Origin of the sequence: Pantoea sp. (genome assembly GCF_032114055.1) — a bacterium.
Taxonomy (GTDB): Bacteria; Pseudomonadota; Gammaproteobacteria; order Enterobacterales; family Enterobacteriaceae; genus Pantoea.
This window is the reverse complement of sequence record NZ_DAMCTB010000001.1, coordinates 594502-605925: the sequence shown is the minus strand read 5'-3', so window position 1 is coordinate 605925 and position 11424 is coordinate 594502. Positions and strand designations below refer to the sequence as shown.

At 55.3% G+C, this 11424-nt stretch carries 11 protein-coding genes; 6 read left to right on the top strand and 5 right to left on the bottom strand.

The window, feature by feature from the left end:
- Positions 1-28: 28 nt before the first annotated feature.
- Both RT657_RS02865 and RT657_RS02860 read left to right on the top strand, forming a co-directional pair.
- Complete coding sequence (locus tag RT657_RS02865) at positions 29-172, top strand: hypothetical protein (protein WP_313652383.1); 144 nt, start codon at positions 29-31, stop codon at positions 170-172.
- Between the two features lie 37 nt (positions 173-209).
- Positions 210-383, top strand: coding sequence for a hypothetical protein (locus RT657_RS02860; protein ID WP_313652382.1), 174 nt, complete (start codon positions 210-212; stop codon positions 381-383).
- Here the strand turns inward: RT657_RS02860 and RT657_RS02855 are convergent.
- Positions 371-1534: a beta-glucosidase gene (locus tag RT657_RS02855; protein WP_313652381.1), complete on the bottom strand. Its 1164-nt coding sequence runs from the start codon at positions 1532-1534 to the stop codon at positions 371-373. The genes RT657_RS02860 and RT657_RS02855 overlap by 13 nt on opposite strands.
- Before the next feature lie 152 nt (positions 1535-1686).
- Here RT657_RS02855 and RT657_RS02850 point away from each other — a divergent pair, with 152 nt between their 5' ends.
- On the top strand, positions 1687-3147 hold the full coding sequence (locus RT657_RS02850) for a phospholipase D family protein (protein WP_313652380.1): 1461 nt from the start codon (positions 1687-1689) through the stop codon (positions 3145-3147).
- 175 nt (positions 3148-3322) lie between these two features.
- On the opposite strand, the gene mdoC is transcribed toward RT657_RS02850, so the two are convergent.
- A complete protein-coding gene (gene mdoC, locus RT657_RS02845; protein ID WP_313652379.1) occupies positions 3323-4453 on the bottom strand; it encodes a glucans biosynthesis protein MdoC in 1131 nt (376 codons plus the stop codon).
- Between the two features lie 267 nt (positions 4454-4720).
- Here mdoC and RT657_RS02840 point away from each other — a divergent pair, with 267 nt between their 5' ends.
- The 3 genes from RT657_RS02840 to RT657_RS02830 all read left to right on the top strand — a co-directional run bounded on the left by RT657_RS02840 (position 4721) and on the right by RT657_RS02830 (position 9164).
- Positions 4721-6256: a glucan biosynthesis protein G gene (locus RT657_RS02840; protein ID WP_313652698.1), complete on the top strand. Its 1536-nt coding sequence runs from the start codon at positions 4721-4723 to the stop codon at positions 6254-6256.
- Entirely contained in the window at positions 6249-8798 is a 2550-nt protein-coding gene (gene mdoH, locus RT657_RS02835) for a glucans biosynthesis glucosyltransferase MdoH (RefSeq protein ID WP_313652378.1), read from the top strand. Before RT657_RS02840 ends, mdoH begins: the two co-directional genes overlap by 8 nt.
- A gap of 123 nt (positions 8799-8921) precedes the next feature.
- Complete coding sequence (locus RT657_RS02830) at positions 8922-9164, top strand: YceK/YidQ family lipoprotein (protein ID WP_313652376.1); 243 nt, start codon at positions 8922-8924, stop codon at positions 9162-9164.
- On the opposite strand, the gene RT657_RS02825 is transcribed toward RT657_RS02830, so the two are convergent.
- From RT657_RS02825 to RT657_RS02815, 3 genes are all read right to left on the bottom strand, one after another.
- Positions 9155-9556, bottom strand: a complete 402-nt coding sequence (locus RT657_RS02825) for a MysB family protein (protein ID WP_313652375.1) — start codon at positions 9554-9556, stop codon at positions 9155-9157. The genes RT657_RS02830 and RT657_RS02825 overlap by 10 nt on opposite strands.
- Before the next feature lie 131 nt (positions 9557-9687).
- Positions 9688-9954 (bottom strand): hypothetical protein, encoded by a 267-nt coding sequence (locus RT657_RS02820; RefSeq protein ID WP_313652374.1) that lies wholly within the window; start codon positions 9952-9954, stop codon positions 9688-9690.
- Positions 9955-10492: 538 nt separating this feature from the next.
- Positions 10493-11416, bottom strand: a complete 924-nt coding sequence (locus RT657_RS02815; protein ID WP_313652373.1) for a Kdo(2)-lipid IV(A) acyltransferase — start codon at positions 11414-11416, stop codon at positions 10493-10495.
- Between the last annotated feature and the right edge of the window lie 8 nt (positions 11417-11424).

The following is an 11424-nucleotide window of genomic DNA, read 5'->3' as shown; positions in this document are numbered from 1 at the left end:
CCGGCGGACCCTATTTCACAGGATAGTTATGTCGTTACCCTTGCCGCCCGACGATCAGGACGAGCCGATTCGCCAGTCACTTGACGATGCGCACTTTGCCATTGTGGTGCTTGCGGTGACCTCGGTAACGCTTATAATCTTTGTGCTCATGGTGACGCTCTGGATGAGCTGACACGCTCAGCTTCAACGGACTGGATGAGGAGAAGGCGATGGACTCCGGCGATGATAAAGTGATCGCAATTATTGGTTTACTGGCGGCCTGTCTGATCGGGGTGACATTCCTGGTGACGATGGTCTGGCTGACCGACATTCGCCATCCTGTCGATCCCTCCTTGGACGTTCATACCTGTACTCCTAAACAGCACCGCATTCAGCATGCCTGATTGCGGGTGGCAAACTTAATCTGCTGGCTGCGCAGCACCAGCGCTAACGCCTCGTGCAGATCACGATTGCCGTTGGGATCGGCTAATCCCAGTAGCGGACCGGGCGAACGCCGATCGTCGGCCCAGGCGGGATACTCCACTACCGGATAGAGCGAAATACCCTCTACTGCGATGCCCTGATCCAGCGCCACCGCCACATTTTCCGCAATCTCCTGTAGCCAGGCGGCGCGCGCCTCACCCTCGGCACCCGTTTCGGCGATCAGCATCGGGCGCTGATAGCGCTGCCAGCACCGGGCCAGCAGAATATGCAGCGGTTCCCGCCCGGGATCCGTCAGGGACATCGGCTGATCGGGAAAAAACCAGTGGTTATCGGGATAGTAGTTCAGGCCAAGGATATCCAGGCAATCTTCACTGCCACCCAGTTCCTTATCCACCCGGCCAGCCAGCATATCCCAGGCTTCAAACTGCGCCTGGTGCTGCGCATCGGCATAGGGCTTGCTGTCCGGGTTATCGGGATGATGGGCAATCTGCACCAGCGGATCTGTCAGAACAAACCGCGCGTCGGGATAGACTTCGCGAATGGCATGAATCGCGGCCAGCGAAGCGCGGACCAGCTGGCGCTTCAGCTCCTTGCCCCGCCGGGCGGCATGAGGATTAAACCAGGCGACTTCCGCCCCGGCCCATGACCAGAACGAAATCTGATTAACCGGGGTGAAAAAGGGACGCTCGATTCCCCGGTCGCGCATCAGCAGCGCCATGGCGCGGGCAAAGCGGCCAAAGTGCTCAACGAACGCCGCTTTCCAGATATTCAGGTGATCGGGGTAGCCAAAATGAGCCAGTTCCCAGATGATCTCTATCTGCTGACGCTGTGCAGCATCCACCATCGGCAGAAAGCTTTGCCAGTCATACTGGCCAGGGATCTTTTCAATCAGATGCCAGCGCGCGCCGTCGCGGGCGGTAAGCAAATGTTGTGTGGCCAGGGCAGCGTAATCTTTTTCCAGCAGCATGTCGTGTCCACTGCTGATCACCATGTCGAGCCGTTTGCCCGGTGTGCGGCAGGCGGCAGAGCAGGGGAAACTACCCTGAAAAAAGCTGCGGAACAGGCTGGGATGGTAACGCGGGCCGGTATCTGTAAGGGGGTAGCGGGACATATTCCTCTCCTGCCGGCTGTTGCCGGTCACAGATCGTCCGGTTAAGTCTAGACTAAAAAACGCCCGCAACTTTCACGCATTCGGCGCAGCGGTATAGCGCCAGCGACCGGGCCGGGGAATAATAAAATAACAGCCTTTTACAGGGAATTGTCATGACCGAAGCGTTTGAGCTCTCCCACTCATCGGAACGGGCCAGCTGGCTGCAAAGCCGGCTTGAACCCGAGTGTCTGCGCCATCCGGGGCTGAGCGGTATTCATCGACTCAGCGACGGACTGGATGCCTTTGCCGCCCGCTATCTGCTGATACAGAAAGCAGAGCGGACACTCGATATTCAGTATTACATCTGGCAGAACGACCTTTCGGGCCGGTTGCTGTTCAGCGCCGTACTGGAGGCCGCCCGGCGCGGCGTAAAGGTGCGACTGCTGCTGGATGATAACAATACGCCCGGTCTAGACGACACGCTGGCACAGCTTAACCGCCATCCCGGAATAGAGGTGCGGCTGTTTAATCCGTTCTCTTTCCGCACTCTGCGTGCGCTGGGTTATCTCACCGATTTTGCCCGGCTGAATCGCCGGATGCACAACAAGAGTTTTACTGTCGATGGGGTAACGACTGTGGTCGGCGGCCGCAACATTGGCGACGAATATTTCGGCACCGGCAATGAACCGCTGTTTGCCGATCTCGACGTGATGGCGATTGGCCCGGTGGTCAACGAAGTGGCCGACGATTTCGAACGCTACTGGCACAGCAAGCCAGTGTCGCCGTTGCAGCAGGTGCTGGATGCAGAGCATCCGGAAGAGGATAGCGTCAGTCTGCCCGACGCGTGGCGTCACAGCGAACCGGTGCAGCGTTATCTTAAGCGGCTGGAAAATGCCACCCTCCTGCAGGCGCTGGAGGCAGGCACGCTACCCCTGACCTGGGCCCGGGCGCGCCTGCTGAGCGACGACCCGCGCAAAGGGCTGGGCAAGGCACGCGCCCGGACGCTGCTGCCGCAGCGGATGCTGGAAGTGATAGGCACGCCACAACAGCAGTTCGATATTATTTCCGCCTATTTTGTCCCCACCCGCGCGGGTGTGGCCCAGCTGCTGGCCATGAAGCGCAAAGGGGTAAAAATCGCCATTCTGACTAACTCGCTGGCGGCCAATGATGTATCGATTGTCCACGCCGGTTACGCCAAATGGCGTAAAAAACTGCTACGCCACGGGATTGCCCTGTATGAGCTGAAACCGCAGGCGACCCTGCAGGATGCGCCGCACGACCGGGGATTAACCGGTAACTCCGGCTCCAGCCTGCATGCCAAAACGTTCTCGGTGGATCAGCAGACGCTGTTTATCGGGTCATTTAACTTCGACCCCCGTTCTGCAGTGCTGAATACCGAAATGGGGCTGGTGATCGAAAGCGCGGCGCTGGCTGGCGAGACGCATCAGCGTTTCAGTCAGTCGATGCGCGACCGGGCCTGGACGCTGCGGCTGGATAAATGGGGACGGGTTAACTGGCTGGAATATCCTGGCGAGGCGCAGCAGATTGTGCACAAGCATGAACCGGGCTGCTCCTGGTGGCAGCGGCTGCAGGTGCGGTTAGTGTGGCGACTGCCGATTGAGTGGCTGCTTTAAGCGTCACGCGGAACGCGGCACAGGTCAGGTGAGCCTGCGCACCGACAAAACGCCAAACCTGCCATCTATGGCGGGCTCAGCGCGGGCGATTACGCCTGTCGTTGAGGGCCAGCCTCCATCAGGGTATCTCCCTGCACCTTCTGCCTGACAGCCGGAAGGCACGGGTCGCCATTTCTTATGCCTGTTTACGCTCAAATTTCCCCGAGAACAGGAAGCGCAGCAGCGGGATGCGGAGATGGATCTCATAGAGCAGAAACGCGATGCCGAACACCATCAGCAGCCCCACGAAAAAGCCCAACGTATTATTGTCAATGCGGGGCGTGACATAAATGCCATACAGCAGCGTCAGCGGATGATGCACCAGATAGATAAACAGCGACGCATTGACCAGATACATGATGCGCGGCGAATGCGAGTTAAGCAGTTTGTGACCCACACAGAAGCAGACGTTCAGCATACAGAGACCCATCAGCGTCGTGATAATGGCATCCGTCTCATATAACCAGCCATCGCCACTGCCCAGACGCTGATTGGTGCAGTAGGCGACGAACAGCAGCAGCGCGCCAGTCCACATTACCGGACTGAATCGCACAAACAGCTGCTTCAGCGGGGGATGCTTCCACGCCAGCGCCCCCAGCATAAAGAAAGGCAGGTAAAAGAGCGTCTGCATCACGACAATGTTGAACAGACCATCCATCAGCCAGTTCGGCTGAAAGATAAACACCAGACGACGGAACAGACACCACACCAGCGCCCATGCCAGCATGCCGCCCGCCAGTGATCCCCAGCCTACCCGCGCGTAGTCGATACTACGATGCTGATCGCGCAGCCAGCGGAACGTTACCATGCCCAGCGTGGTCAGCATGACCAGTACGAGCAGGAACCAGAGGTGTGAAATCAGCTCCCACATCAGGTTATTAAACTTCTGATAGGGGGTGAAGCGGGGCCAGTCAGCCAGCTTATCGGTCCAGGCCTTCAGCATGAAAAACTGCGGCAGGGTGATGAGCGGCACCGCGGTCAGCATCGGGATCCCGACACGCTCCAGCCGCACCTTCAGGAAACGCCGGGGCTGATAGCGCAGATAAAGCATGTAGGAGAAGTATCCTGAGATGACAAAAAAGACCTGCATACGAAAGGAGTGGATAAAATCATTCAGCAGCGTCAGCCACAGTGAAGCCTCCTGGCTGTTCACTGCCCATTTCTGCGCGGAGTAGATGAGGGAAACATGAAAGGGCACCCCCAGTAACATCAGATACGCGCGAATGGAGTCGAGGAAGTATTCACGTTCAGGTTTTACAGTACTCATAAAGTTCCAGTTCGTTAGTACGGTTGGCCAGTTTCACCCTGAAACCGGATTATCATCGTATGAAATTCTAGCTGTGATAAAGCAGGTATACTATCAGTGAAATCCGGAGTGTCTAATTGTCCTAAACTGGCGTTAAGTGTGCTGAAATTCAGGAACAATCTTGCGCATGAGCTGTCGGAAAACCGAATAATCCATTAAGATAAACGGGTTTGATTTAAGCACACGAAAGGGGGGGATGTGCTGACTAAAGAAAAAAATAAAGCCGGACTGATGAAGGTACGCTGGATGGGTACTGCAGTTCTGCTGGCATTGTATGCCAACAACAGTTGGGCGTTTACTATTGATGATGTTGCAGTTCAAGCCAAAGCGTTGGCAGGGAAAAGCTTCGAAGCGCCTAAAAGCAATTTACCCTCTCAATTTCGTGAAATGAAATTTGCTGACTATCAGCAAATCCAGTTTAACCACGATAAAGCATACTGGGGCAAACTGCGCACGCCGTTCAAGCTGGAGTTCTATCACCAGGGGATGTACTTCGATACGCCGGTGCAGATCAATGAGGTGACCGCCAGCTCGGTGCGCGAGATTAAATACAACCCCGATTATTTCAATTTCGGTAACGTAAAACATGACGCCGATGCGGTAAAAAACCTCGGTTTTGCCGGTTTTAAAGTGCTTTACCCGCTGAACAACAAGGGTAAAAACGATGAGATCGCCAGCTTCCTGGGGGCGAGCTATTTCCGCGTCATCGGTGCCGGTCAGGTCTATGGCCTGTCTGCGCGTGGACTGGCTATCGACACGGCGCTGCCGTCCGGCGAAGAGTTCCCGCGCTTTAAAGAGTTCTGGATTGAGCGGCCGAAGCCGCAGGACAAACAGCTGGTGATCTATGCGCTGCTCGACTCGCCTCGCGCGACCGGCGCGTATCGCTTTGTGCTGCGTCCGGGTGAGGCGTCAACGGTTGATGTACAGTCGAAGGTTTACCTGCGTGATAACGTCGGCAAACTGGGTATCGCACCGCTGACCAGTATGTTCCTGTTTGGTCAGAATCAGCCTTCTGCGGTAAACAATTTCCGTCCGGCGCTGCACGATTCAGACGGTCTCTCTATCCATAACGGTAACGGAGAGTGGATCTGGCGTCCGCTGAACAATCCACGTCATCTGGCGGTCAGCACCTATACCATTGAAAATCCAAAAGGCTTTGGTCTGCTGCAGCGCGGACGTGACTTCAGCAACTACCAGGATCTGGATGATCGTTACGATCTGCGTCCAAGCGGCTGGGTTGAGCCATTAGGTGACTGGGGTAAAGGCCGGGTTGAACTGGTTGAGATCCCAACGGCGGATGAAACCAACGACAACATCGTTGCGTTCTGGACGCCGGAGAAGCTGCCAGAGCCGGGCAAAGAGATGAACTTCAAATATCGTCTGCACTTCTCGCGCGACGAAAATCAGCTGCACTCTGACGATATTGCCTGGGTTAAAAATACTCTGCGTTCGGCGGGCGATGTGAAGCAGTCTAATCTGGTGCGTCAGCCGGATGGCACAGTGGCTTTCACCATCGACTTCGTGGGTAAAGACATGAGTAAGATGGCAGAAAACAGTCAGGTTGCGCCACAGGTCAGCGTGGGCAAAAATGCCGATGTGGTTGAACAGAGCGTACGTTATAACCCGGTCACCAAAGGCTGGCGTCTGGTGTTACGTCTGCGCGTGAAAGATGCCAAACAGTCTACCGAAATGCGCGCGGCGCTGGTCAGCGGCGACAAGACATTGACGGAAACCTGGAGCTATCAGTTACCTGCCAATGAATAAATCGACTTTTACACCTCAACGTTATGTGGAATCTCTGCCGCTGGATGCGGCAGGGAAGGCACGTCTCAGCGGTTCGTTACAGAATGCCGGGGCGTTCCACTTCATCCATGATGCGCTGGGCAGGGATGTCGCTGCCAGCGATCGCCCCGACGATGCACCGTTAAAATCGGTCTCATCGCGGGTTGAAATGGCCTGGCCAGATTCCCTGGCTGGCGGTCAGCAGCTGGGCAAAGACGATCTTGACCGCACTACGCTGAAGGCGATGCCGAAAGTTAAACGCTCGCTGATGTTCCCGGAAGCCTGGCGAACCAACCCGGTCGCCCGTGCCTGGGACTCACTGCGTGGGCGTAAGTCGGTGCCGCGTTACGCTAATGCGGAAGAGCAGCGTGCGGAAGAGAAGTGGCGTCATGTCGGTTCGATTCGCCGCTATATCCTGCTGATCCTGACCATTTTCCAGACCGTCGTCGCCACCTGGTACATGAAGAGTATTCTGCCGTATCAGGGCTGGACACTGCTGGATCCGATGGAGATGATCAATCAGAACTGGCAGCAGTCTGTAATGCAGATTCTGCCTTACGTGTTGCAGACCGGCATCCTGTTCCTGTTTGCAATTCTGTTCTGCTGGGTCTCTGCCGGTTTCTGGACGGCGCTGATGGGCTTCCTGCAGCTGCTTATCGGGCGGGATAAATACAGTATCTCCTACTCGACTGTCGGGGATGAGCCGCTGAATCCGGCGCATCGCACTGCGCTGATTATGCCTATCTGTAACGAAGACGTGGAGCGTGTTTACGCAGGTCTGCGTGCGACCTGGGAGTCCGTGGTTCGCACCGGTAACGCCGATCACTTCGACGTCTACATCCTCAGTGACAGCTATGACGCGGATATTGCCATCGCCGAACAGAAAGCCTGGATGGAACTGGTGCGCGATGTCGGTGGCGCAGGCCGGATCTTCTATCGCCGTCGTCGTCGTCGTGTGAAGCGTAAAAGCGGCAACATCGATGACTTCTGCCGGCGCTGGGGCAGCAACTACAGCTATATGGTGGTGCTGGACGCCGACAGCGTCATGAGTGGAGAGTGTCTCACCGGTCTGGTGCGCATGATGGAAGCCAACCCGAACGCCGGGATCATCCAGTCGTCGCCGAAAGCCTCCGGCATGGACACGCTCTATGCGCGCTGTCAGCAGTTTGCGACCCGCGTCTACGGTCCGCTGTTTACCGCCGGTCTGCACTTCTGGCAGCTGGGTGAGTCGCACTACTGGGGGCACAACGCCATTATCCGCGTGAAGCCGTTCATCGAGCACTGTGCACTGGCACCGCTGCCGGGTGAGGGCTCATTTGCAGGGTCTATCATGTCGCATGACTTCGTGGAAGCGGCGCTGATGCGTCGTGCCGGCTGGGGCGTCTGGATTGCCTATGACCTGCCAGGCTCCTATGAAGAGCTGCCACCGAACCTGCTGGATGAACTGAAGCGTGACCGCCGCTGGTGTCACGGTAACCTGATGAACTTCCGCCTGTTCCTGGTGAAAGGGATGCATCCGGTTCACCGTGCGGTGTTCCTGACCGGCGTGATGTCCTATCTGTCGGCGCCGCTCTGGTTTATGTTCCTGGCGCTGTCTACCGCCCTTCAGGTGGTGCACACGCTGATGGAGCCAACCTACTTCCTGCAACCGCGGCAGTTGTTCCCGGTCTGGCCGCAGTGGCGTCCGGAACTGGCCATCGCGCTTTTTTCGACCACGATGGTGCTGCTGTTCCTGCCGAAAATGCTGAGCGTAGTGCTGATCTGGTTCAAAGGGTCAAAAGCCTATGGCGGCCCGTTGCGCCTGCTGGCGTCGCTGGTGCTGGAAACGCTGTTCTCGGTGCTGCTGGCCCCGGTACGCATGCTGTTCCATACGGTCTTTGTGGTCAGCGCCTTCCTGGGCTGGGAAGTGGTGTGGAACTCGCCACAGCGTGATGATGATGCGACGCCGTGGAGTGAAGCGTTTAAACGTCACGGTTCTCAGATGGCACTGGGTCTGGTATGGGCGATTGGAATGGGCCTGCTGGATCTCAATTTCCTCTGGTGGCTCGCGCCGATTGTCTTCTCACTGATCCTGTCGCCGTTTGTTTCGGTGATGTCGAGCCGCGCGACGCTGGGGCTGAAGAGCAAGCGTGCGAAGCTGTTCCTGATCCCGGAAGAGTACGCGCCGCCGCAGGAGCTGGTGGACACCGACCGCTATCTGGAACTGAACCGCGAACGCGCGCTGGAAAATGGCTTTATGCATGCCGTGTTCCATCCGGCGTTTAACGCGCTGGCGACGGCGCTGGCGACCTCACGTCACAAGCAGAGTCAGTTACTGGACTATGCCCGCGACCGTCGGGTTGATCAGGCACTGAGCGATACGCCGGATAAACTGAGCCGCGATCAGCGTTTGCAGCTGATCAGCGACCCGGTAGTGCTGGCCCGCGTTCACACCCGACTGTGGGAAGAGGCGGACAAGTATCATCAGTGGGTGGAGAGCTATCAGAAACTCTCACTTAACCCTCACGCGCTAAAAAACGCGTAATCAGAAAAAGCGGCAGAGATGCCGCTTTTTTTTCGGATAAAAACAGCAGGACAATGGTAGATTGAATCAGACCGTCACCGCTGTGCGGGTGACAATCCTGACGGCTGTCTGAGGCGAATATCAGTGGGAAACAGGTTTTTAAAGGCGGGCGTTATTGCTGTGGCGGTGCTCTGCCTGAGCGGATGCGGCAGTATCATCAGCCGGACTTTCCCGGGGCAGGGGCATGGTAATCAGTACTATCCCGGCGTGCAGTGGGACGTCCGCGACAGCGGATGGCGGATCCTGACAATCCTCGACCTGCCGCTGTCGCTGGTGGTGGACACCCTGATGCTGCCCGTGGATGCCCAACACGGTCCTTACGAGTAGCTGCGATCGGAATCGCTGTTATCGTCTTCCCACTCCTGCGCCGCAGCGTCACCCTCTTCGGTGTCCAGCGGCGGCTCAAGCTGAAACTCGCCGTCATCCCACTCGTGCAGGGTATTTTCCGCTAACCACTCCTGACGCAGTTCCACTTCGTCAAAGTCAGCGTCAAAAATGGCCTGAGCAGCTTCACCGCTGCGGTAGGGCATGCACTCCCCGGTATCGCCTTCATCTTCCAGGAACTCAGCCTGCCACATGATATCGCCATCCTGCATCACATACTTCTGCAGACCAAACTGGCTGATCGACGCATCTTCTTCCTCAAGCTCCGGGTGGTTTGCGAGGAACTCTTCACGTGCAGCATCAATGGCTTCCTCTAACGTACTGTACATGCTCATTGCGCTTCTCCTTTACGGGTTCATTGACTGCGGGTTGATGTGATTTCAGTGAAGGATAGACGAAATTCCGGGGAGGGAAAGGCGCAGGCGGCGCAACTGGCGGGAAATAAGCCATTTCCCGCCCGCGAGTCTCAGATCATCTTTTGCGGGAAGTGCAGAACAGGCCGAACAGATTCATGAATCACGGGTGCTGAGTAACGGATACAACATTTTATACAAGGTTTTACCTTCTTAAAATTAATTCTGGCGATGGAAAGTGCCTGACTCAGGTTATATAAGGTGCCGATAAAAATAATGGCATCTTTATCGGGCATCCTCCTGCAGCCTTTACGATGAAGAAAGTGGTAATTTTCCTGATCGGTACCGATGGTCACGTAATAATAGAGACCTTTATTCATTTTTATCTGTCCCATTAGAGGTTCGCTGTATGTAATCTTTTTATAATTCTGTCAGAACCCTTAAAGGCCTGACTGTTCACCCCGAAATTACCGGGAACGATTAACTTCTTCAAATGCCATAATGATCTATCGAAAAGTTAAACAGATGTAAAATGGAATATAAGTCAAGCCAGGGCAGCAATTGCCTGTAAAATAAGTTAATTTTTATCAACTGATAAGGAGCGGGATACCATTAAGCGTGGCTAAATAGGATTAGACCTGGCGCGGTAAATAATTAGTGCCAGAATAAAATAAATAATTAGTGCAGATAAAATAATGAATTATACGCTGAGCGACCCCCACGTACCTTGCATTATCTGAAATTGATAAGTGCTGTTAATTTCCGGAGCCTCATCAGGTTATTAATGAGCCGGATATATATTATTGGCTGGCGCTGTCGATACACGATAAAAAAGGACGGACAAAGCATAACTGATTTGTTAGCGGAAAGGGCATCAGAAGCGCGCTAAATGCCTGTCAGGCATTTAGCGCGAGAAGACTAATAGCGTGAAGGTTCGCCTTCCGGGCGCGTTTTGAAACGGCGGTGGAGCCACATATACTGTTCAGGCGCCAGCAGTACGCCTTCCTCAACCACTTTGTTCATTCTGGCTGCAGTGACTTCGTCGCTTTCCAGCGTAAATTCGCTGCTGATGTCGGGCAGAATCATCAGTTCATAGCCACGGCCATCTGGCAGACGGCGGGGCACAAACGGGATGACGGCGGGTTTACCGGTACGGATCAGCAGATGCGTGCCCACCGTAGTCGCAGCCTTTTCTACGGCAAAAAAGGGAACAAAGACACTGCTGCGCGGGCCATAGTCGTGATCCGGCGCGTACCAGATAATTTCACCCTGTTTCAGGGCACGAATCATTCCCTTGAGATCTTTACGATCGATCATGCTCTTGTTCGATCGCATTCTGCCTTTCACCTGCAGCCAGTCGATCAGCTTATTGTCATTCGGACGGTAAACGCCGATTCCGGGATTGTGGATACCAAACATGCGTGCACCAATTTCCAGCGTCAGAAAGTGCATACCGATAAGCAGTATGCCGCGCTGGCTGTCATGCGCCTGCTGAATATGCTCCAGACCTGAAGGTTTGTGCCATTTGTTGATACGCCAGTCAGGCCAGAACCATGCCATGCCGGTTTCGATCAGGCCCATGCCGACAGATTCAAAATTATGCTTGATCATCGCTTCACGCTCATTGAGCGGCATATCCGGGAAGGTTAATTCCAGATTACGTCGGGCGATACTGACGCGGCGCTTCATAAACCGCATCCCGATACGACCAATATTGCAGCCGAGAACATAGAGCAGGGGATAAGGAAGTAGCACCAAAAGATAAAGAGAAACGACACCCAGCCAGGCCAGCCAATAGCGCGGGTGAAGCAGTTCTCGTGAAAACTGAGGCAACTGAGTCATATAGAGGT

Bases quoted from the DNA above. Each gene is read 5' to 3' on its own strand.
- RT657_RS02820 (WP_313652374.1), bottom strand. From the start codon at position 9,954: ATGAATAAAGGTCTCTATTATTACGTGACCATCGGTACCGATCAGGAA.
- mdoC (WP_313652379.1), bottom strand. From the start codon at position 4,453: ATGAGTACTGTAAAACCTGAACGTGAATACTTCCTCGACTCCATTCGC.
- RT657_RS02860 (WP_313652382.1), top strand. From the start codon at position 210: ATGGACTCCGGCGATGATAAAGTGATCGCAATTATTGGTTTACTGGCG.
- RT657_RS02815 (WP_313652373.1), bottom strand. From the start codon at position 11,416: ATGACTCAGTTGCCTCAGTTTTCACGAGAACTGCTTCACCCGCGCTAT.
- mdoH (WP_313652378.1), top strand. From the start codon at position 6,249: ATGAATAAATCGACTTTTACACCTCAACGTTATGTGGAATCTCTGCCG.
- RT657_RS02850 (WP_313652380.1), top strand. From the start codon at position 1,687: ATGACCGAAGCGTTTGAGCTCTCCCACTCATCGGAACGGGCCAGCTGG.
- RT657_RS02855 (WP_313652381.1), bottom strand. From the start codon at position 1,534: ATGTCCCGCTACCCCCTTACAGATACCGGCCCGCGTTACCATCCCAGC.
- RT657_RS02825 (WP_313652375.1), bottom strand. From the start codon at position 9,556: ATGAGCATGTACAGTACGTTAGAGGAAGCCATTGATGCTGCACGTGAA.
- RT657_RS02865 (WP_313652383.1), top strand. From the start codon at position 29: ATGTCGTTACCCTTGCCGCCCGACGATCAGGACGAGCCGATTCGCCAG.